The sequence below is a fragment of the uncultured Veillonella sp. genome (assembly GCF_937981445.1).
In the GTDB taxonomy this organism is placed as follows: domain Bacteria; phylum Bacillota; class Negativicutes; order Veillonellales; family Veillonellaceae; genus Veillonella_A.
This window is the reverse complement of the sequence record NZ_CALJON010000040.1, coordinates 19,086-42,094: the sequence shown is the minus strand read 5'-3', so window position 1 is coordinate 42,094 and position 23,009 is coordinate 19,086. Positions and strand designations below refer to the sequence as shown.

19 protein-coding genes and 1 pseudogene are annotated in these 23,009 nt (G+C 38.6%); 17 read left to right on the top strand and 3 right to left on the bottom strand.

The features are described 5' to 3' along the window. The first annotated feature begins 3 nt into the window (after positions 1-3). From Q0376_RS06460 to Q0376_RS06445, 4 genes are read left to right on the top strand one after another with little or no spacing between them, the layout of a single operon-like run. Positions 4-1,200, top strand: a complete 1,197-nt coding sequence (locus Q0376_RS06460; protein WP_298705418.1) for a DNA polymerase IV — start codon at positions 4-6, stop codon at positions 1,198-1,200. Continuing rightward, the gene (gene larA, locus Q0376_RS06455) at positions 1,181-2,488 is read left to right on the top strand and encodes a nickel-dependent lactate racemase (RefSeq protein WP_298705415.1); all 1,308 of its coding nucleotides are present in this window, start codon (positions 1,181-1,183) and stop codon (positions 2,486-2,488) included. The genes Q0376_RS06460 and larA overlap by 20 nt, the downstream gene beginning before the upstream one ends. 5 nt (positions 2,489-2,493) lie before the next feature. Next, positions 2,494-3,648: a hypothetical protein gene (locus Q0376_RS06450; protein ID WP_298705412.1), complete on the top strand. Its 1,155-nt coding sequence runs from the start codon at positions 2,494-2,496 to the stop codon at positions 3,646-3,648. A 17-nt stretch (positions 3,649-3,665) separates the two neighbouring features. Then, complete coding sequence (locus Q0376_RS06445; protein WP_298705409.1) at positions 3,666-3,836, top strand: hypothetical protein; 171 nt, start codon at positions 3,666-3,668, stop codon at positions 3,834-3,836. Positions 3,837-4,092: 256 nt separating this feature from the next. On the opposite strand, the gene Q0376_RS06440 is transcribed toward Q0376_RS06445, so the two are convergent. After that, entirely contained in the window at positions 4,093-4,998 is a 906-nt protein-coding gene (locus tag Q0376_RS06440; RefSeq protein ID WP_298705406.1) for a LysR family transcriptional regulator, read from the bottom strand. A 271-nt stretch (positions 4,999-5,269) separates the two neighbouring features. Here Q0376_RS06440 and Q0376_RS06435 point away from each other — a divergent pair, with 271 nt between their 5' ends. From Q0376_RS06435 to Q0376_RS06420, 4 genes are all read left to right on the top strand, one after another. Further along, entirely contained in the window at positions 5,270-5,647 is a 378-nt protein-coding gene (locus Q0376_RS06435; RefSeq protein ID WP_298705403.1) for a CidA/LrgA family protein, read from the top strand. Positions 5,648-5,664: 17 nt separating this feature from the next. Continuing rightward, positions 5,665-6,360 carry an LrgB family protein gene (locus Q0376_RS06430; RefSeq protein ID WP_298705400.1) on the top strand — a complete coding sequence of 232 codons (696 nt, stop codon included), beginning with the start codon at positions 5,665-5,667 and terminating at the stop codon, positions 6,358-6,360. A gap of 266 nt (positions 6,361-6,626) precedes the next feature. Continuing rightward, entirely contained in the window at positions 6,627-7,427 is an 801-nt protein-coding gene (locus Q0376_RS06425; protein WP_298705397.1) for a sulfite exporter TauE/SafE family protein, read from the top strand. A 442-nt stretch (positions 7,428-7,869) separates the two neighbouring features. Next, positions 7,870-8,304, top strand: a complete 435-nt coding sequence (locus Q0376_RS06420; protein ID WP_298705394.1) for a DNA starvation/stationary phase protection protein — start codon at positions 7,870-7,872, stop codon at positions 8,302-8,304. Between the two features lie 109 nt (positions 8,305-8,413). Here Q0376_RS06420 and Q0376_RS06415 read toward each other — a convergent pair whose 3' ends face one another. Beyond that, the gene (locus Q0376_RS06415) at positions 8,414-9,742 is read right to left on the bottom strand and encodes an MFS transporter (RefSeq protein ID WP_298705391.1); all 1,329 of its coding nucleotides are present in this window, start codon (positions 9,740-9,742) and stop codon (positions 8,414-8,416) included. Positions 9,743-9,950: 208 nt separating this feature from the next. On the opposite strand from Q0376_RS06415, the gene Q0376_RS06410 reads away from it, so the two are divergent. From Q0376_RS06410 to Q0376_RS06380, 7 genes are all read left to right on the top strand, one after another. Further along, on the top strand, positions 9,951-10,637 hold the full coding sequence (locus tag Q0376_RS06410; protein WP_298705388.1) for a Crp/Fnr family transcriptional regulator: 687 nt from the start codon (positions 9,951-9,953) through the stop codon (positions 10,635-10,637). Between the two features lie 208 nt (positions 10,638-10,845). Next, positions 10,846-14,565 (top strand): nitrate reductase subunit alpha, encoded by a 3,720-nt coding sequence (locus Q0376_RS06405; protein WP_298705385.1) that lies wholly within the window; start codon positions 10,846-10,848, stop codon positions 14,563-14,565. Beyond that, positions 14,555-16,069, top strand: a complete 1,515-nt coding sequence (gene narH, locus Q0376_RS06400) for a nitrate reductase subunit beta (protein WP_298705382.1) — start codon at positions 14,555-14,557, stop codon at positions 16,067-16,069. Before Q0376_RS06405 ends, narH begins: the two co-directional genes overlap by 11 nt. Further along, a complete protein-coding gene (locus tag Q0376_RS06395) occupies positions 16,062-16,634 on the top strand; it encodes a nitrate reductase molybdenum cofactor assembly chaperone (protein WP_298705379.1) in 573 nt (190 codons plus the stop codon). The genes narH and Q0376_RS06395 overlap by 8 nt, the downstream gene beginning before the upstream one ends. Then, positions 16,627-17,289 (top strand): respiratory nitrate reductase subunit gamma, encoded by a 663-nt coding sequence (gene narI, locus Q0376_RS06390; protein WP_298705376.1) that lies wholly within the window; start codon positions 16,627-16,629, stop codon positions 17,287-17,289. Before Q0376_RS06395 ends, narI begins: the two co-directional genes overlap by 8 nt. A gap of 557 nt (positions 17,290-17,846) precedes the next feature. Further along, on the top strand, positions 17,847-18,689 hold the full coding sequence (locus tag Q0376_RS06385) for a fumarate hydratase (protein ID WP_298705373.1): 843 nt from the start codon (positions 17,847-17,849) through the stop codon (positions 18,687-18,689). A 17-nt stretch (positions 18,690-18,706) separates the two neighbouring features. Then, entirely contained in the window at positions 18,707-19,264 is a 558-nt protein-coding gene (locus tag Q0376_RS06380) for a Fe-S-containing hydro-lyase (RefSeq protein WP_298705370.1), read from the top strand. A 203-nt stretch (positions 19,265-19,467) separates the two neighbouring features. Here Q0376_RS06380 and Q0376_RS06375 read toward each other — a convergent pair whose 3' ends face one another. Then, positions 19,468-20,196: a transcriptional regulator gene (locus Q0376_RS06375; RefSeq protein ID WP_298705367.1), complete on the bottom strand. Its 729-nt coding sequence runs from the start codon at positions 20,194-20,196 to the stop codon at positions 19,468-19,470. A gap of 186 nt (positions 20,197-20,382) precedes the next feature. Between Q0376_RS06375 and Q0376_RS06370 the strand changes: the two genes are divergently transcribed. Both Q0376_RS06370 and Q0376_RS06365 read left to right on the top strand, forming a co-directional pair. Next, the gene (locus Q0376_RS06370) at positions 20,383-20,754 is read left to right on the top strand and encodes a Rid family detoxifying hydrolase (protein ID WP_298705364.1); all 372 of its coding nucleotides are present in this window, start codon (positions 20,383-20,385) and stop codon (positions 20,752-20,754) included. Between the two features lie 365 nt (positions 20,755-21,119). Continuing rightward, a pseudogene (locus tag Q0376_RS06365) lies at positions 21,120-22,747 on the top strand (tryptophanase). The last annotated feature ends 262 nt before the right edge of the window (positions 22,748-23,009 follow it).

Below are 23,009 nucleotides of genomic sequence, written 5' to 3'. Positions count from 1 at the left end.
ATTATGAGACGATGGGTCATGCATGTAGATATGGATGCATTTTATGCATCTGTAGAACAACGAGATAACCCTGAATATAGAGGCCGCCCTGTAATTGTGGGTGGCCTTTCTTCGCGTGGCGTGGTAGCTACAGCTTCTTATGAGGCACGTGCATTTGGTGTTCATTCCGCAATGAGCATGGTTAAGGCCCATGCACTATGTCCTGAAGGCATATTTTTGCGACCGCGCATTGATGTGTATCGAAAGATTTCCGAAGAAATTCATCAAATTATGAGTCATTATACGCCTTATATAGAACCACTTAGCTTGGATGAAGCTTTTTTAGATATTACGGGCCTACATACTCAGTACAAGAGCCCGTATGAATTGGGGACAGCGATTAAAGAGGAGATTTTTCAGGCTACTTCACTAGTGGCGTCAGTAGGCATTGGCCCTAATAAGTATTTGGCTAAATTAGCTTCCGATTTACGAAAACCGGATGGGCTTATGATTATACCTTATGGACAGGAAGCTAAGACAATTGCTTCGTTACCAGTGAATCGCCTTTGGGGTGTAGGAAGGCGTACCGAAGAGATCTTAAAAGAGGCTGGGTATTCAAAAATTGGACATATTGCGGCACTATCGGATGAAAGCAAATTAATCCCTTTATTAGGTAGCCAGGCCAGGCGTGTGTATTTAATGGCTAAGGGCATAGATGATAGGCCTGTAGAATATGACCGCATGGTGCAGTCCATTGGTAATGAAGAGACATATTTAGACGATGTGGTAGACGCGGAAGAAATCGATCGAGAATGGTATTATTATGCTCATAAGGTAGCTAAGCGTTTGCGCCAAGCGGGCGTAAAGGGACAGACTGTATCTATAAAAATTAGATTTAATGATTTCAAAACCTTGACGCGTCAAACTAGCCTACAAATCCCTACTGATAGTGAGGAAACTCTATACCGAGTAGGTGTGATGTTGTATAATAAGGTAAAAATTACTAAACCGATTCGTTTGCTTGGTTTATCGGTCAGTGGTTTAGTAGGAGCACAAGAGCAAATGAGTCTCTTTGAAGATGTTTCAAACCATGAGGGACTGACAAAAGCTGTTGATTTATTAGAGAAAAAATTTGGTGAAGGCATTGTTATGAAGGGAGCTTTGTGGGAACGGGCTCAGAATAAACACAGAAAGAGAGACGATGAGGATGGCACATTTTGACTTAAAATATGGCAAAGGGACCTTAGGCCTAGACATGGCTGATGAGCGACTTGTTCACGTTATAGAAGGGGCGCCTTATGAAGCGCTAGATGATATTGAAGGGGCTGTGCGTCAAGCCTTAGACAATCCCATTGGAACGGCGCCATTACAAGTTTTAGTAAATGCGGGGGAAACGGTCTGTATTGTAGTATCTGATATTACGCGCGCATGGCTTCGCTATGATCTCTTCTTACCAGCAGTAGTAAATTATTTGAATGAAGCTGGCATTCCCGATGAAGATATATTCTTACTCATTGCGTATGGAGCCCATCGCTTGCAAACTGAAGCAGAGTCGCGCGCTGAGTTTGGTGATGAGATTGTGAATCGATTGCGCATTGAACATAGCAGTGGCATTAATCCAGATAGCAAATTTGTCCATTTAGGTGAGACAGCACATGGTGGACCTATTGAAATTAATGAATTAGCTGTTAAGGCGGATCGTGTAATTTTAACAGGGGCCATTATGTATCATTCAATGGCTGGCTTTGGGGGTGGTCGGAAAGCTGTATTGCCAGGAATTTCTTCTTATAAAGCCATTCAAAGTAATCACTGCCTCTGCTTAGGTCCTAATCAAGGTGATGGCATTAGTGAAGCTGCTGTTAGTGGCAATATTTCACATACAAATTTGATGCATCAAGATCAAATGGAGCATGCCGCCGCTTTAGATGCAGATTTCCTTATTAATGTGGTTTTCAATGCAGAGGATAAGATTGCTAAGCTCATGTGTGGTCATTGGGATGATGCTTGGCATGAAGGCACTGAATTGGTTGATACAATTTATGGGGTTCCTATTGATGAACTAGCGGATTGTGTCATCGTCACATCTGGTGGGTACCCTAAGGATATTAATTTATATCAGGCCTTAAAGGCTCAGGAAAATGCGATTAAAGCATGTAAGCCCGGCGGTGTAGTCATCATGCTCATGGAATTAGAAGATATTAATGAGCCTTCTGATTTTATGAAATGGTTTGACATTAAGGATTTATATGATAGAGAAAAAGCATTACGTGAAGGATTTACTGTGCCAGGCTTTGTGGCCTTATTATTTGGCGAAGCCTTAGAGCGATATCATCATATTTTAGTCACATTAGAAAAAAATAAGGTGGTAGAAAATACCCTAGGATTACCTATAGTTACCACCATAGAGGAGGCCTTAGATTTAGGGGCTAAGTACTTAGGTACAACTGATTTTACTGTTACTATTATGCCTCAAGGTAGTAGCACAATGCCTATTTTAAATAAGGAGTGAATACCATGCATAGTCGTCAAGGAATCATCAGTAAAGCTGTTATAGAATCCGTTCGCAGAGCCCTACATAATAAGTATGAAGAAGATAAACAAATAAAGCTTATGCTTGAAGAGTTTCTTACGGAAGACTTAACGGCTCAAGAAATAGAAATTACAGGACAGGCCTATGAAGAAGTAAAACAACGTTTATCTTATAGTGCCTTGCTTGATGGTTTGTGGCAGGAAATTGAAGAAACTCAGGAGTTATATGATCAACTCCATGTGTATGACTCATTAGAAGAAGAATATAGTTCTGCTAAAAATAGATTAGAACATGAGGATTTACCGATTCATAAGGTGGAATTGGAAGATATTGATGTGAATGAACAAGCTGCAACTGATGGTAGTTCGCGTGCTGTAGCTGATGCTAGCTCTGGTGTCGTAGGAGCTAATCATGAAGGTCAGGATGCTACATCACCTATGGGTGCATTAGCAGAGCGAGCCACAGGGACTATGCTGGAACGTGCTAATGGTGCTATGTTAGCACGTGAACAAGGGGCTGTAGTAGCGCGTAAGCAAGGCAATATACTAACTCGTCAGGATAACTCTATTTTGCAGCATACGGATGGCAGCGTGATGGCTCGTGTGCCTGGACCTATAGCGATTCGCCCTTTACAGAGTGTGGATGTAATCCGTAACATGCCTATCCAAGTAGGCGATTTACAATCGCAAAATAAACAAGATATGAGCTTGGCCACTAGTTCCGATTCTACCGTATGTTTGAATGAAAAGGGACATATTAAAGACGAGGGCACTGATGATGAGGTCGCAGCATTTGATAAAGATGTTGCTGAAAAGACTAAGCATATAGATAAGCAGCAAGAACGTAAAAAGCAGAACCCTAATGTACATAGTGATAAAGACGCTGATGATGAAACGCGAGGCGAATTATTCCTTAAAGATGTATTGGCTCTTATCGGTAAAGTAGAAACGCCATCAATCAGCCTTGAAGAGTTGGTTCGCAATACAGAGTGGAAAGAATTTAAAAAGTTAGCTAAAGAGGCTAAAAAGTCTTTAAAAAAGGCACGCAAGCAAGCTAAACGGGCTGCTAAAAAAGGCAGTAAAGATAGGGATCATAAAGGGGATATAGGAAGCAAGAAGGTATCAATGCCAAAAAAGTAAGCTGCCTCGATGATTCTGTGTCAATGGAATCGGCTGAGGCTACATCTAACATGGCATCTGAAGCGATATCTGAAGTATTGCCTTTGACAGATCGGCGCGGTCGTTGTCAATGCTGTGGCAATCATTGCCGCCCAGTTAGATCCAATTGTAAAAAGAGGCAAAAGGCGTTAGCTAAACTAGGATACTAGTTAGGTATATACAATATAATATAATGGTTGTGTACGAGTTAGAATATTAGGGCAGTGTATGAGCTAATCTTTTGATAAAGTACATAAAAAGACCTATGAATTTACATTCGCATATAGCAAGGTGTTGACTGCTAGCGTGTAGATTTCATAGGTCTTTTCATTTTGACCGTTATGGAATTTTAATTGAGGTAATCGCGTTGTTAACGCATAGATAGTACCGAACAGATATTACTGCATAGACATTACTGAATAGATATTACCGGATAGATAATGTTTCTGGCACGCGATTATGAAAGTAATTTACCCATAGGCGTATGGCTGGGATAATCAAGGAACGCTCATTCCAAATCATGCCAAGAACCCAGTCAATACGTGGTGTAATCGGAATTGACACAAGGCTGTCTTCGTGTAAACGGGCGCAAATTGATTGCGGTAAAATAGCCGCACCAAGGCCACTTTTTACAAGTTCTGCAATAAAGTCCCAATTATTACTTTGCGCTACAATTGGTGGCACTACACCAATTTCTTGAAAACGTCCTAAGATAATATCATATAAAGAAAAGGAATGATGAAAGAAGACGAGAGGTTCTTTTTTGATGTCTTGTAAGGTGATGACCTCCCGTTGGGCAAAGGGTGAATCAGCTGTTACTACATATTGTAAGGGCTGATGATTGAAAATATAGGTCTTCGTATCTTTATTAGTAAAATCAGGCACTGGTAAGGTAACGAAGCCGACTTGAAGCTGACCATCTTGCACGAGTTGAGCGATTTGAGGTGAGCCATATTCGCTTACTTTTAGGGAAATACGTGGATATTTGTGCATAAAGTCACGAATAATAGGGGATAAGAATGAGGTGCCAATCATAGGTGGTATGCCCAGGCTAATTTCACCTGATTCTAAATCATTGGTATGGCTCATTTGATGCTCTAATACTTCAAACTGACGAACGAGTGCTTCAATTTGCGGTAAGACAGCACAAGCCTCTTCAGTCAGTTCAATGCGATGGCCTCGGCGACGAAAGAGCTGTTTGTTCCATTCACCTTCTAAGAGACGGACTGCTTTACTTAAGGATGGTTGGCTTACATGTAAGGTTTGGGCCGCTTTAGTAAAGCTTTTTTGGCGAGCTACTTCTACAAAATATTTTAAATGTGTTATATCCATAGAAACCTCCGGTCATGGTCGAAAATATGTCTATCTATATTATAACTAAAAAGAATAATAGAGTATAGGTAAAAAATATTTTTATTTTCCTAAATAATGGTCTACAATATGTTCTAGCAAAAGAGTATATAAAAAATACCGACTAGGAATGAACCGGTTATATTCGTTCCGTGAATGAAGTTTAGATTCACAAAAGAAGACATGGAGATAATATATTGATTCCATACAATAGGGTAATAGTCGGGATGTAGGGTACTAGGGAGTGAATGAAATGAAACGATTTGCAATTATTATAGCCCAAGTGTTAGCTTTGGCATTGATTGGCGTGGCCGGCAATTATTTACAACAATGGCTTAATTTACCTTTACCAGGCACATTAGTAGGTATGTTATTATTATTTGCCTTACTCATGACGGGTGTTGTAAAACTTGAATGGGTTGAACAAGGGGCGGCCGTTCTGATTGGGGAATTACTTTTGTTCTTCATTCCATCGGCTATTGGTGTTATTCAATATACACAATTATTTGGTACTACTGGAGCCATGCTATTAGGCGTCATTGTTACGAGTGTTATTACTTTATTGGCTTCTGTTCTTATTATTACTTTAAGTATTATGAAATTACGTAGAAAGGGGTATCGATTATGGTAAACTACACAATATTCCAGATGATCAGTATTCACATTATCGAATCATTGGTAGGTACGGTATTGGTATACTTTTTATGTAAGAAATTATATGAACGATCTGGTAAAAAATTATATTTAAATCCTTTGTTGGCAGTGCCTATTGTAATTGGGTTATTCCTTGTGACTATGCATATTCCTTATGAGACATACCAAGAAGGTAGTAAATATATTTCTCTTATGTTACAGCCTGCTACAGTAGCATTTGCTGTACCTCTTTACAAATTCCGCCATGTAGTCAAAGAATATGCCACACCACTTGTGGTAGTTATTGGCATGGGCTGTTCTGTTGCATTTCTTGGGTCCATGGGCATTGCTGAACTTTTCGGATTAAGTCCTGAATTAGTACATAGTATTGCACCTCGTTCTGTTACAACTCCACTAGCTATAGCGGCATCCCACACAATTGGTGGCAATCCTACGATTACTGCTATTTTAGTTATTGCTACAGGGCTTATTGGTATGATTATGACTACTATGTTGGTAAAACGTGCTCATATTCATAATTGCTTGTTAAAAGGTATGCTATATGGCATTTCAGCACATGGGACGGGTACGGCGAAAGCCTATGAAGATGGCCCTAAAACTGGCGCTATTGCATCATTAACTATGATTATTATGGGGATTTTTACTACGATTATTGCACCGATAGTATCCTTTATGTCTGAAATGATGTAATGAGGACTCTTAAACAGATACATTGTTTTAATCAATTTGTGTTTAGACTATTAATAAAAGAATTACTGAACTGGTAACAGTTTAAAATAATTAGACTCTCGTTGGTTAGACCTGACGGGGGTCTTTTATATTAGTAGGCGTTAAATTTTATAAAAAGGTATTTTTTTACAATTAGATACAGTATACTAATCATATGATAATTCAAATTGCTTAGAATATAAGACTAGTTGTAGTTCTTCTAGGCTAACTAATAAGGAGATGACTATATGGAAAGTTCAATTTTGTCGGTATATGGAGCCATTGAATTTATACTTCTGGGGATTTTTGTAGGCGCCTTTGGCACAATTATTGGGGCTGGGGGAGGTTTTATTTTTGTGCCTGTATTTTTATATGTATTTACTGATTGGTCGCCAGGTATGATTGTTGGTACATCCTTAGCTATTGTTATGTTTAATGCTATTTCAGGCTCTATTGCGTATATACGGCAGAAAAAGGTTTTATATAGTGCGGCTATTTGGTTCACCTTATCATCTATTCCAGGATCCTATTTAGGAGCGGTGGCGTCTGACTATTTTGATATATTAGGATTTAAATTTTGGTTTGGGCTCTTCCTATTAGTTATGTCTACCTTTATTGGCTATAAAAATTATAAAAAAGGCGAACGCAAGCAAGAATCGTTAGAGTTGACCGAGATTAAATATAGTAAGTGGATTGGCTGTATTATTAGTGTTGGCGTTGGCTTTATATCCAGTGTATTTGGCATTGGCGGTGGTTTGATACATGTGGCGGCGCTCGTTTATTTATTGGGCTTTCCCACTCATGTGGCTACGGCGACGAGTCATTTTATTTTAGCTCTATCCACGGTGAGTGGCGTGGTGACTCATCAATATTTAGGTCATATTGAATGGGCTGTAGCTATTTTCTGTATCATTGGCGTAGTCTTTGGTGCCCAGATAGGGGCAGCCATTGCTAAACGATTAAAGGCACGGAGTATTTTGCTTTTATTTTCTTCTGGCATTGGACTATTGGCATTACAGCTTATTTACTCATCAGGAAAGCTATTTTAATAGTGTTAACAAGTAGAAAAAGAGTACTTAGTATTTCTAAGTACTCTTTTTTTTATGTATAGAGCATGGGTTACTAATAGATATACTATATATTTTAGTTTATAAATTTAGCTATATCAAAGTGTATTGGCCTTGTCTGTAATACATCATAGATAACATGTCATATATAATATTTTAGATAGTACATAATTTAATATAGATTATTTACGGAAAATTATTATTAATTATATTGACATCGAAATTTGTCTATGTTACAATACAAACATAGAAACGGATAATGATTATAAATTATAAAAATAAAAAATAATATATTATCTTCGGAATGTATTTATAACTGAAATAATACAGTGTGATGATAATGGGCTTAGAGTCATTATTCTTCTGTAATTGAAAATAAAATTTGATAAATGAAAATAGGAAGTATCCTAAGGAGGAACACATAATGAAAAATTTAGAATTAGTAAACAAATATTTAGCAAACTTAGCAATTTGGAATGTAAAATTACACAACTTACATTTTAATGTAGTAGGGGCGCAATTTGTACCAGCCCATGAATATTTAGAAAGCGTATATGACAATGCCTTTGAATACTATGATGCAGTGGCAGAGTTAATTAAAATGCAAGGTCAAGAACCAGTAGTTCGTTTGAATGAGTATTTAAAAATTGCATCTCTTGAAGAAGTAGATGGCTGTAATTTCAGTGTAAATGAAGCCTATGAAATTCTTCAAGCTGATTTTAACTTGATGAGTGATTTAGCTAAGGAAATTCGTTCTGGCGCTGATGAAGAAGATAATTTTGCTCTAGTATCCTTAATGGAAGATCATCTTGAATATTACAGCAAACAACTTTGGTTCTTACGCGCTACATTAGGCTAAGTTTGACGATTAAAAGTATAAAAATCCTACCCTCCCTGTGAATAAAAAAGACCTGCAGTCTTGGCTTGCGCTGAGATTGCAGGTCTTTTTTAGGTAATAGGTATATGGATTAACACTCCATACGGGCCCCTTTGCGTACGTAGAACCAGTAGGTAATGATAACCGTGAAGATAGTAAATCCTAAGATGATGTATAAAGCAGGGAGGACCATGCCAAAGGAGGCATAGGACCAACCGAAAACCTTAGGAATAAAGAAGGCGCCATAAGCCCCAATAGCAGCGGTAAAGCCTGTTACTAAGGAGCTTTGCATACCATTTGTAAAAATATAAGGAATCATGCGGAATGACGCTCCAGTTTCAAAGCCAGTCATAAAGAATAGGGCTAAGAAAGCAATGAAGAAAAGAATAAAATTATGGCTCTCAATGCCAATAATTACGAGTCCTCCTGCTAGGCACATACCAATTAGGGAAATCAATGTGACCTTAGAGCCACTATTGATTTTATCGGCTAGCCATCCGCCGATGGGGCGTACGCCAGCTCCGATAAATGGCCCTAAGAAGGCGCCATAGGCAAAGGAGATTTCAGGGAACTCTTTGCTTACTAATAAGCTAAGGGCTACGGAAAATCCTATAAAAGAACCAAAGCCGCAAGTATAAATCCAAGTCATTAGCCAAGTGTGTTTATTAGTGAAAATAGTGACCATAGCAGCTGGTTTTTGCTTTGGTAGTGGCAAATTATCCATATATTTTAAAATGAGCCCTAAGGTGATAATGATTTGGATGATGCCTACATAGCAGGTATTTTGTAAATATAAAAGAGTACCATCTTTCATAATCTGCGGACTGCCGAGGAAGGATGCACCTAAAGACATGCCCATTACAATAGGGGCTAAGAGGAAAATGATGGACACACCTAAGTTGCCAATTCCTGCATTTATACCTAAGGCTGTACCACGGCGTGCGCGAGGAAAGAAATGACCAATGTTTGCCATAGAGGACGAGAAGTTGGCCCCCGCAATACCTAGAAAGGCGACATAAATAAAGAAGGTTTCATAGGTCGTACTAGCATCTTGTAAGGCGTCCGCAAGGCCCCATAGGGGAATGAGTAAGAGGGCTGTAGAGAAGAAGGTCCAATTACGACCACCCACAAGACCTGGCATATAGGTATAAATCAAGCGCCCTGTAGCGCCGATTAGGCCAGGAATAGCAGCCAATGTAAAGAGTTGTTCATCAGTAAAGCTAAAGCCAATGCTGTTGAGTTTTACTGCGATGGTAGACCAAAGCGTCCAAACACAGAAGGAGAGGGTGAGAGCAATGGTGGATACAATTAAATTTTGATTGGCAATGCGCTTGCCATATTGTGTCCAAAATGATTCATCCTCGGGATTCCAATGAGCTAATATTTCGCTTCGCTTAGGATTAGGTCCTAATTGAGTCATAGTATGTACACACTCCTTTTGCATGTTTTTGAGCTAGACAAATATTAAAATTCTATGCCGTATCTATTTGGAGTATAAGAAATATTTTAGCCCTTGTATGTGACATTTATCACGAAGTCTGGCTTATATGCTATAATGATACTAATAAAGTTAAGGGAAAGGATGCTCTTCGGAGCATACATAGGCGGTATAAAAAAGGTGGCATCGTATGAAGTATACGTATGAAAGAGTGCAAGAATTGCGTGCCTTTAAAGATCTAGAAAAATCCGACTTTATGGACTTATTTAAATCAGTAGGCATGTTTAGTAAAAAGTTTAAAAAAGGTGCTTATATGGCCCTTTCAGAAGAAGTGGTTCCCTGTGTGAGTGTCATAGTAAGTGGCATTGTGCATATGGTGAGCGAGGACATTTGGGGGAATCGCACGATTATTGTATTTATGAATCGTGGGGACTTATTTGGTGAGTCATTTGCTTGTAGTTCCAATCAAGTGTCGCTAGTTAATTTCTATGCAGCATCTGAAGTGGAGGCTATTTATATTCCTTATGAATCTTTGCTTAAAGAAGTGAGCAAAGGGTCTTCTTCAAGTGCGGTAGCGCAGCAATTGTGGCAGAACATTATGGGATTATTGGCCGATAAAAATGTGCGCTTTGTGCAGAAACTAGAAATTGTATCGAAACGCACATTGCGGGAAAAGTTAATGACCTATTTGTCTTTTATGTCCAAAGTATATAACTCCTTAGAATTTGATTTGCCTTTAGGGCGTGTGGCCTTAAGTGAGTATCTTTGTGTTGATCGCAGTGCTTTGACGAGAGAGTTGAGTCATATGCAGCAAGATGGACTTATTCAATACGAAAAGAATCATTTTAAAATATTGGCCCCTGTTCACGAATCGTAATTAGTATGGTATGAGGGCCTAAGAACGGTAAAGCGGTTCTCTTTTTGGCTAAGCATTATGAGGTATTACGACATATTACATAGTAGAGCTGTAGTGAGTGCAGATAGAATCTGCCTGACTATGGCTCTTTTTTTCATGATGTGACATTAATCACAGAAGGGTGTACGTCCCTTTGTTATCCTAAGAATAAGATAAGGAGGGACTTAGCATGAAATCATTCTTTAAAAAATTTTCCTATGTGTCACCAGTAGCTAAAAGTAGCAATGAACATCAAGCTATATATGAAGGGGGACGCGAATGGGAAGACTTATATCGTAATCGTTGGTCCTATGATAAAGTGGTGCGCTCCACCCATGGTGTTAACTGTACTGGTTCTTGTAGTTGGAATGTTTTCGTAAAGAATGGCATTGTGACTTGGGAAAATCAAAATCATGATTATCCTGAAACAAGTCCTGACATGCCGGATTTTGAGCCACGTGGTTGCCCTCGTGGTGCTTCGTTTTCTTGGTATATGTATAGCCCATTACGTGTAAAATATCCATATATCCGCGGGGAGTTAGCAGACTTATGGCGTGCGGCTAAGAAAGAACATGCCCATGGACTAGATGCTTGGGCTTCTATTGTTACGGATCCTGAAAAGACAAAACTATATAAATCAGCCCGTGGTATGGGTGGCTTTGTGCGCTCGACTTGGGAAGAAGCCTCTGAAATTACAGCTGCTTCTTTGCTGTATACGGCAAAGACCTATGGACCAGATCGCAATTTTGGCTTTTCTCCGATTCCGGCTATGTCTATGCTCAGTTATGCAGGGGGGGCCCGTTTTATGAATCTTATGGGTGGTGCCTGCTTGAGTTTTTATGACTGGTATGCCGATTTGCCTCCAGCAAGTCCACAGGTTTGGGGGGACCAAACTGATGTGCCAGAAAGTAGTGACTGGTACAATGCTGGCTATATTATGACTTGGGGTTCCAATGTACCTCAAACGCGGACGCCAGATGCACACTTTTTGACAGAAGTTCGCTATAAAGGGACTAAGGTTATATCTGTATCTCCTGATTATGCCGAAAGTACTACGGCGGCTGATACATGGCTTAATGTAAAAGCCGGTTCTGATGGGGCCTTGGCTATGGCTATGGGGCATGTTATTTTAAATGAATATTATGTAAAAAATAAAACGCCTATGTTTGAGGCGTATGCGAAGCGCTATACGGACTTTCCTTTCCTCGTTATGCTTAAAGAGGAGAACGGTACATTGCAACCAGAACGCTTCTTAACAGCGAAGGATATGGGTGATGATGGGGACAAAAGTGAATTTAAATATTATGTTATAGATGCACAAACTAAGGATTTAGTTATTCCTAATGGTGTTATGGGACATCGTTGGACTGCTAAAGACAAATGGAATTTAAAGGCCGAAAATAGTGAAACCGGTGCGGCGTTAGATGTTGATTTATCAGTATTAGACGCGTATCAGGGACACAGTATGGAAGCAAAAATTACTGATGCTAAAGCTAATGATGGGGTGCGCTTAATTTCACTTCCTATGTTTGGCCATTTAGACGAAACCAATGTGGTAGAGCGGGCTGTACCGGTGCGGACTATTAAAACGAGTGCAGGAGACTGTTTAGTTACTACCGTATTTGACTTGATTTTAGCTAATTATGGCGTAGATCGAGGTTTAGGTGGCGAAGTGGGTCGTTCCTATGAAATGGATACACCTTTTACGCCGGCTTGGCAGGAAAAATATACAGGCATTGACCCTCAAATGGTGATTCACACTGCAAGAGAATTTGCTGATAATGCCATAGCTACAGATGGTCGCTCCATGATTATTATGGGCGGTGGTATTAACCATTGGTTCCATGCTGATGTGATTTATCGGGCCGTACTTAATTTAGTATTATTCTGTGGCTGTGAAGGTAAAAATGGGGGCGGTTGGGCTCATTACGTGGGTCAAGAAAAATTACGTCCTGCCGAAGGCTGGGGTGCCATTATGTCTGCTAAGGATTGGCAAGCAGCACCGCGCTTACAAAATAGTACATCGTTCTTCTACTTTGCTACTGACCAGTGGCGTACGGATGAAATGGATACAAAGGATTTAACTTCGCCATTAAAGTCTCCTAAATATCGTCACGCTGGTGATTATAATGTATTAGCAGCTCGCTTAGGTTGGTTGCCATCGTATCCAACATTTAATAAAAGTAGTGAACAAATTTTTAATGATGCAAAGGCGGCCGGTTGCGAATCTTTTGATAGTGTAAAGACTTTTGTGGCACAACAGCTAAAGAATAAAACCTTGCAGTTTGCCGTAGAAGATCCTGATGCGCCTGAAAATTTCCCTCGCAATCTCATTGTATGGCGTGCTAATTTAATTACGTCGTCGTCAAAGGGGCACGAATATTTTATGAAATATTTGCTCGGCACTAAGGATGGCTTGTTAGAAACACATGATTCACCAACTAAGCCAAAGGAAATTAATTGGCGAGATACGGCTGGGGAAGGCAAGCTTGATTTATTAGTGGACTTAGATTTTCGTATGGCCGGGTCTGCCTTATATTCTGATATAGTATTACCTACGGCGACTTGGTATGAAAAAACAGATTTATCTTCTACTGATATGCACCCCTTTGTACATCCCTTCCAACCAGCTGTCAATCCAGGTTGGGAGTCTAAGACAGACTGGGATATTTTTCTCACCTTAGGTAAAGCGGTATCAAAATTAGCCAAAGAAGCTAAAGTACCGGTTTATCGTGATTTAGTAGCTGTGCCATTACAGCATGATTCTGAGGCAGAAACGGCACAACCTTTTGGTAAAGTGAGAGATTGGAGTCGTGGTGAATGCGAACCGATTCCAGGCAAAACTATGCCACAATTAATTGAAATTGAGCGCGATTATACGCAAATTTATAATAAACAACGGGCCTTAGGTCCTAATTTGGCAAAAGGCTCTGTAGGGGCTCATGGTATTGCTGTTTCTATAGGCGATGAATATGAAAGTCTTAAAGTACGCAATGGCGTTATTACTGAGCGCGGTGTAGGTGAAGGGTGTCCCACTATTGAAGACTGCTATGATGCTTGTCAAGCGGTACTCACTATGAGTTCTGCTACGAATGGTGCTGTAGCTCATAAGAGCTGGGCTAAGGCTGAAGAATTAACAGGGTTAACCAATCTTACACATATGACGAGTGGTCGTGCTGGTGAAAAAATAACCTTTGAAGATATAGTGGCACAGCCACGGTTAGTGATTCCAACGCCAATTTTCACCGGTAATGGTAAAGATAATCGCCGTTATACACCATTTACTAATAATATTGAATTACTCATGCCATTCCGTACGGTTACAGGCCGTCAGTCCTATTTCTTGGATCATGAACTCATGACGGAGTGGGGCGAGCAAATGGCTACGTATAAACCGATTCTTGCGTATGCTCCAATGCGCAAGGCTTTACCGGCAGAAGGAACACCGGAGATTACATTAAAATACTTAACCCCTCATAATAAATGGAGTATTCATAGCATGTACTTTGATACTCCACAAATGCTCACCTTGTTCCGCGGTGGCCAATCCGTATGGCTTAATGAGGATGATGCTAATGAAATTGGGGTAAGAGATAATGATTGGATTGAACTTTATAATAGTAATGGCGTAGTAGCCTCTCGGGCAGTAGTCACACCTCGTATTCCGCGGGGTGTAGCCTATATGCATCATGCGCAAGACCGCCATATTAATGTGCCTGATACATCACTTACTGGTGGCCGTGGCGGCACCCATAATACTCCTACACGATTGCACATGAAGCCAACTCATATGATTGGTGGCTATGGTCAGCTTAGTTATGGTTTTAACTATTATGGGCCTACAGGAAATCAGCGCGACGTGTTAGTGGTAGTACGGAAAATGAAGGAGGTTGATTGGCTTGAAGATTAAAGCGCAAATTTCTATGGTCATGAATTTAGATAAATGTATTGGCTGTCATACCTGCTCTATTACATGTAAAAATACATGGACAAATCGCGAAGGTGCTGAATACATGTATTTTAATAATGTAGAAACAAAGCCTGGCATTGGCTATCCTCGTCACTGGGAAGATCAGAATAAGTGGAAGGGCGGCTGGATGTTAAAAGATGGTAAATTACAGCTAGCTACAGGGGCCAAGGGCAATCGTTTAATGAAACTATTTTTTCATCCTGAACAACCAGAGTTAAAAGATTACTTTGAGCCTTGGACCTATGACTATGAAACATTAATTCATTCAAAACGAAAAAACAATCAACCAGTGGCTAGACCGCGGTCATTGGTGACAAAAGAAAAAATGGAAATCGAATGGGGTCCAAACTGGGAAGATGATTTGGCTGGCGGCAGCACGGCACGGGCTGATATTAATTTAAAGAATATAGGTCAGGATATTGCGTTAGATTTCCATGATATCTTTATGAAATATGTGCCTCGTTTATGCAATCACTGTCTGAATCCCGCTTGTGTAGCAGCTTGTCCGTCTGGAGCTATTTACAAGCGTGATGAAGATGGGGTAGTGCTTATTTCGCAAGATGTATGTCGTGGTTGGCGACACTGTGTGCCTTCGTGCCCATATAAAAAAATCTATTATAATTGGCATACTAATAAGGCTGAAAAATGTGTGTTCTGCTATCCTCGCCTAGAAAATGGCTTACCACAGATTTGTGCTGATACTTGTGTAGGACGTATGCGTTACGTAGGGGTGCTGCTCTATGATATGGATAAAGTAGCAGAGGTAGCGGCCACTGAAGATCCAAAGGCTATTTATGAAGCCATGACGGAGGTAATCTTAGATCCTAGTGATGATACAGTCATTCAATTAGCTAAAGAGCAAGGAATTCCTGATAATTGGTTACAAGCAGCTAAAAAGTCACCTGTATATAAACTCGTTAAAGAGTGGAAGGTCGCCTTACCATTACATCCTGAATATCGAACGGTGCCCATGGTGTGGTATGTGCCACCTATGAGCCCAATTTTACACAAAGAGGCTGGCAGTGTGCATTTCCCTGATGCGGATTCTATGCGCATTCCTGTAGCCTATTTAGCGCAACTCTTTACGGCTGGGAATGAAGTTGTGATTCGCAAGGTGTTGCAGACTCTATTAGATTTACGTCAATATATGCAAAAGCGGACTCGGCAAGAATGTACTGCCGCATATGATGCGGTGTATGGTGAACATACTTTATATGCCATGTATCGTCTATTAGGCATCGCTAAATACCGAGATCGCTTTGTTATTCCTTCTGGGGTATCTGTGTCACAAGAGGAGCGGCGATTACGTCAAGGTGTTAATGGCTTTACAGACCATGTGTTGGGCGATGACTTACGGTCTTGTCCTGTCGGTGGATGTGCTGGCACTGGTAACACAAAGGGCTCTTCTTGTGCAAGCTGTGAAGGAGGGACTCACCATGGCTAAGATACAGAATGCACCTCAGTCTGAACAAGTAGGGACTGTAAGTACAGACACTTCATTAGGCACTGTACTAGGCTATTGCGCGTTCTTACTAACCTATCCAAGTTCGGCGTGGTGGCATGTTTTGGGAGAACTTAAAGCAACGCTGGCTCATGTAGATGAACTCGCCCATTTAGTTGATGTTATTGCATATATGGAAGCGCAAGATGCTGGTGAGTATGAGGATGAATACGTGCGCCTTTTTGATTTTAGTAGCCAAACCAATATGTATTTGACCTCTTATGATAGTACGAATGCAGAAGAACAAGCGGCTAAGTTATTGGTATATAAAGATTTTTTCCTGCGCCATGGATTTGAGGTGCAAAAAGAACTACCTGACTATGTGCCAGCTTTATTAGAGCTTTGTAGTTATTTGCCACTTGAGGATGCATTACCTATTTTATTACATATGAAACCAGCCCTAACTACACTGCGTGAGCAATTGGCAGCAGGTAAGCATATGCAGGTATTTATTATTGATACTGTATTACAATATATTGAACGAGGGGAGCGAGAGCAGCATGGATGAGTTTGTATGGGTCGCACTACCTTATATAGCTTTTACATTTTTATTTGTAGGATCGGCGGTACGTTTTGCTATATCACAGGAAACGTGGACTACTAAATCAAGTCAATTTCTAGAGAAAAAGAAATTGCGCATAGCAGGCCCTTTATTCCACTTTGCCTTGATCTTAGTGTTTCTAGGTCATGTTGGTGGTATCTTAGTGCCACAGGAAGTGACTGAATTATTTGGCATTACTGAACACTTATATCATCAAGGAGCTTTGTATATTGGCGGGTTAGCAGGGGTTCTCTTGGTAGTAGGCTTTGCTCTACTTATGTGGCGCCGTAGTACCTCTTCCTATTTAAAAGTAAATACATCACTTATGGATGTGTGGATTTTTTTATTCTTAGGGATGACCATTTTAACTGGCTTTATGGGTACTATGATGAATGCAGATGGGGCTTTTAATTATCGGCTCTACATTGGGCCGTGGTTCCGTGGATTACTTATGCTACATCCTCAACCTGAATTGATGTTACATATTCCTCTTATTTTTAAGGTCCATATGATATCGTGGATGATTGTGGCAATTTTGTTTCCTTTCTCTCGATTGGTCCACTGTTTAAGCTTTCCTTTTGTATATCTTTGGCGAAGTCCTATTGTGTATCGAAAACGATAACACTACAAGATATATGATAGAAAATATTTATTAATATAATTGATGTATTGTTAAATAAATTGGATGTTGGGAATTAATTTCAATTTACGGGATAAATTTTAATATAATAGTTCATTTCTGTTGTATTTAGTTGAATAGTAATAAATAAGAAAGGGAGTTTTACTCAAAAAAAGAGTAAACTCCCTTTTTTGAGTATACTTTTCAGTACATTTATAACTTATGTAGAAATTGTTTGTATGTATACCATATAGACAGATGTCCATATTAATAAAACGTGCATTGATAAAGAAAGTAGCATTATTATTAAGAGGAATAATAAAATATAAATAAAAACTATATGAATAATTATGCATGGTAATGGCTAAAAGCGACGAAGTGCGAGTTTCTATTTATGCATATAAAATAGGGATTTAATCTCACTTTTTGGAATTTTGCGAAACAATATCAATAAACATAAATACTTGCAAAGAATGCATGAAAATAATTTGAAAGGCGCTATAATGTGTGGTATTATTAGGACATTAGGTAAGCTCATTTAGTATTGAGGAGGTTTTGTTATGCGTACCATTAACGTGGAAACAATAACAAATGTAGTTGCACAAATGTGCAAGAATGCGGCATATTACTTGCCAGAAGACGTATATGATGCATTGAAAGCTGGTCGTGAAACTGAAAAATCCCCAGTAGGCTGTGTTGTATTAGATCAAATTATTAAAAATGCAGAAATTGCAAAAGAAGAAGATCGTCCAATTTGCCAAGATACTGGTTACACTCTTGTATTCTTAGAAGTAGGTCAAGATGTTCATTTTGAAGGTGGCGCCTTAGAAGAAGCTGTTCAAGCAGGCGTTGCTAAAGGCTATACAGAAGGCTATTTACGTAAATCTGTTGTAGCAGAACCATTATTTAATCGTAAAAATACAGGCAACAATACACCAGCGATCATTTATACTCGTATCGTGCCTGGCGACAAAGTTAAAATTGATATGGAACTTAAAGGCTTTGGTAGTGAAAACAAATCCGGTCTTAAAATGCTTGTTCCTGCTGATGGCGTTGAAGGTGTTAAAAAAGCCGTTATGGACATCATTAAACATGCAGGTCCAAATCCATGCCCTCCAATGGTAGTAGGTATCGGTATTGGTGGTACTATGGATTATGCAGCATATCTTTCCAAAAAAGCATTGCTTCGCAATACTAAAGTTCGCAATGAACATCCAGATTATGCCAAACTCGAAACTGAATTACTTGGTATGATTAATAAAACTGGTATTGGGCCACAACTTGGTGGTACTACTACAGCTTTAGCAGTAAATATTGAATGGGCTGCTACTCATATTGCTGGTCTTCCTGTAGCTGTGACAATTTGCTGCCATGCAAGCCGTCATGCTGAAGAAATTATTTAATAGGGGAGGAACTAACAATGGCTGAAACTAAACATATTACCACACCATTAACTGAAGAAGTATCCAGATCTCTTCGCGCTGGTGATAGCGTATTGATTACTGGTAAAATTTATAGTGCTCGTGATGCAGCGCATAAAGTTATGACTGAAGCATTAGCACGAGGTGAAGAACTTCCAATCGATTGGCATAACCAAATCGTATATTACTTAGGACCATCCCCAGCAAAACCAGGAGATCCAATTGGTGCTGCTGGTCCTACTACTTCTGGTCGTATGGATGCATACACCCCAACTATGCTTGATCAAGGCATTAAAGGTATGATTGGTAAAGGCTCCCGCTCTAAAGAAGTTATCGAATCCATGAAGAAAAATGGTGTAACTTACTTTGCCGCTGTAGGTGGTGCTGCGTCTTTGATTTCGAAATCCATCAAAGATTATAAAGTACTTGCTTATGAAGACTTAGGTCCAGAAGCGTTGGCAGAACTTACTGTAGTTGATTTCCCTGCTATTGTAGTTATCGATAGTGAAGGCAATAACTATTATGAAATTGGTCAAGAACCATATCGTGAAGACTAATAAGATATAATTTAATAGCTTGAATAGCGAAACTTGCTATAAAAATAAAGTTAGGGATTTATTTTGATGGTAGGGATTGTTATTCAAAGGGATTAGACATTAAAAAGGATGCAATTAATTTCGGAGATTAATTGCATCCTTTTTTACTTGAAAGTTTGGTGCTCATGTAGTATATAGTTTTGATGGATAAAATAATATTTTGATTAAAAATCTTTTTTTGCTTGACTTAAATAACGATAGATTGTTGGTTCTGACACATTCATTTTAGCTGCGATGGCGGCGACGCCACCTTTCAAATTAAAGAGTCCTTTGTCATTTAAGGTTTTTATTAGTTTAACTTTTTCTTTTGTGGATAGTTTAGATAGTGCGATTGAATACGAGGTGGATTCCTTTACGATTGTATCGATAACATCATCTATTGAGTTATGCAAATTTTCATATATTAGAAGTGCTTCGTGGTTTTCTATATCTTTTGTTTCAGTTTTTACTGGTAAATCCTCCGTATGAGATGGCAATAATTCTAATGAAGTATGGGGTGTGATTAAAAGATCGAGAAGTTGTCGTGCTTCTAAAAAATGCCCCACACTTACATTAATACAAAGACATCCTAATAATTCCCCCTCTTCACTGCGAATAAAGTAACTTGATGCTCTGCATGGGGTATTACCTTTTACCTGAGCGTTATAGTTGAGATAGGATGTGGGGAGAGCTTTTTCTTTATTTTTATTAGACGGTTTTGCTTCTTCAATCATTCGTAAAATTAAATCAGTAGAAGGGCCCCCCACTTGACGTCCACTAATATGACCATTGGCAATGGCAATAATAGATGCATCAGGATTTGTTACATCGTGGAGGACAACTTCAACTAAGGGACCTAATGCTTCTCCTAGGAAGGATACAATAGGAATATATTTTTCTAGAATGTGATTCATAAGAGAGCCTCCTTTATACTTTATCTATTGATAATATTTTATTAAAAATAATAATTTTAGGCAAATGTTAGATAAAAAATTATTAAAAATGATAAAATTATATTGAAAAAGTTGTGCAGATTTATTATAATTAAGTTACAGTAGATTATATAATTTTAATTACTTTATATTTAAAGGAGTTTTACTATGAAAACAGTTTTTTCTGAAAATGCACCAAAAGCATTGGGCCCTTACTCTCAAGCAATGGTAACTGGTAATTTATTATTTATCTCCGGTCAAGGCGGTATTGATCCTGCTACAGGAAAACTAGTTGAAGGCATTGAAGGCCAAACTAAACAAGCTATTGCTAACATTAAAGCTATTTTAACGGAAGCTGGTATTGGTTTTGAAAATGTAGTAAAGACAACTTGCTTCTTACATGAAATGAGCGATTTTGCTGCATTTAATGCTATTTATGGTGAAGCATTTATTAGTAAACCGGCACGTAGCTGTGTTGCAGTAAAAGAATTACCTGCTAATTTCTTATGTGAAATTGAAGTTATTGCTGAAATTAAGTAAGGTTTTATATTCTTATAAATTTAATAAGATATATATTGCTATTGATAAGACAATTATATAATATTCTGTATTTATATAAGCTTGAATAGCAAAATGAGGACATTAGGTGAGAATCTGATGTCCTTTTTTGTTTCTCGTTTAGAGTTTATCAATATATTTATTTAAAATGATAAAAAAACAATAGATATGAGAAAAAGTTATTACTCAGTAATAACTTTTAGAAGTTAGACTATAACCTTGACTAATGATAACATATAAGCATAGTAAATATGCATTCAACAAATAATTAAGGTGGCTTTATTTATAACGCTGTCCGCTAGTCACTAGGAGATAACCGGGGTGTTATACATAGGCGGTGTATTATTATGGAGGTTGTAATTATGAATTATCCACTTAAAACCAAAACCCCTAAATCTATGTGTTATGTTAAACGGAATATTCCGGCAGTGACTGTGGAGCAACGTGAACGAGTTTTAAAAGCTACACATTATAATGAATTTGCATTTCCAGCAGGTATGTTAACGGTAGATATGTTATCTGACTCTGGTACAACAGCGATGACTGATTTACAGTGGAGTGCCATGCTTTTGGGTGATGAAGCATATGGTCGGAATAAAGGGTATTATTGTCTGTTAGATGCTTTACGAGATGTATTTGAACGCGGCGATAATCAAAAACGTATTGTTGATTTAGTTCGTACTGGTTGTGAAGATATTGAAAAAATGATGGATGAAATGTATCTTACTGAATATGAAGGTACATTATTTAATGGCGGGGCAGCCCAAATGGAACGACCTAATACCTTTATTGTTCCTCAAGGGCGTTGTGCAGAGTCTCTTCTATTTAGTTTAGTAAGTAAAATCCTAAATGATCGTCATCCAGGGAAAAATTTTATGATTCCTTCCAATGGTCATTTTGATACTACTGAAGGGAATATTAAACAAATGGGTTCCACACCTCGAAATTGCTTTGATATGAAGCTCTTATGGGAAGTTCCTGAAGGTGGAAAGTACGACAAAAATCCATTTAAAGGTAATATGGATACAGAAAAATTGGAACGACTTATTGAAGAAGTTGGTCCAGAAAATGTGCCAATGGTTTATACTACTATTACTAACAACACGGTGTGTGGACAGCCAGTATCAATGGAAAATATTCGCACAAGTATGAAATTCCATTTATGCTAGATGCAGCACGCTGGGCAGAAAACTGTTATTTTATTAAAATGAATGAAGAAGGATATGCTGATAAGTCTATCTTTGAAATTGCAAAAGAAATGTTCTCATATTGTGATGGTTTTACAGCGAGTCTTAAAAAAGATGGACATGCCAATATGGGTGGTATCTTAGCATTTAGAGATAAAGGATACTTCTGGAAAAAATTCAGTGATTTTGACGAACAAGGAAATGTAACAACTGATATCGGTATTCTATTAAAAGTGAAACAAATTTCCTCGTATGGTAATGACTCCTATGGTGGTATGAGTGGCCGTGATATAATGGCGTTGACTGTTGGCTTATATGAAACAGGCCGTTTTGATTACTTGCATGAACGTGTATCACAATGTGAGTATTTAGCTCAAGGTTTCCATAAAGCGGGTCTTCCAGTAGTACTACCAGCTGGTGGACATGGTGTATATCTTGATATGGATAAATTCTTTGATTATAAACGTGGGCATGAAACATTTGCAGGTGAAGGGTTTAGCTTAGAATTAATTCGTCGTTATGGTATTCGTGTATCTGAATTAGGGGATTACAGTATGGAGTATGATTTAAAAACTCCAGAACAACAAAAAGAAATGGTAAATGTTGTTCGCTTTGCTGTAAACCGCGACCAATTAAATCAAGAACATTTAGACTATGTTATTGAAGCAGTTACAGAACTTTATAAAGATCGTGAATCTATTCCTAATATGCGTATTACAATGGGTCACAATCTTCCAATGCGTCATTTCCATGCATTCTTAGAACCATATAAGAATGAAGCAAAATAATATACTCTAGGTAATTAAATGTTTAGAAAGGAGCTATGAAAAACGAAAGTCTTTTATAGCTCCTTATTTTATAAGAACATGGCAATAAGGATTGAACATATAGTTTGATAAGACATTTCATCAATGCTCGGTGGGGAGCCATAAAGAGCGACCTTATGATGTATTCTTAGGTACTGTAACTTCAGTGCGTATGTTGTTCAATTAAATATTGCAGGGTTAACCTAACAACATAAGATACTTTAGTTGAATACAAATAAGGATA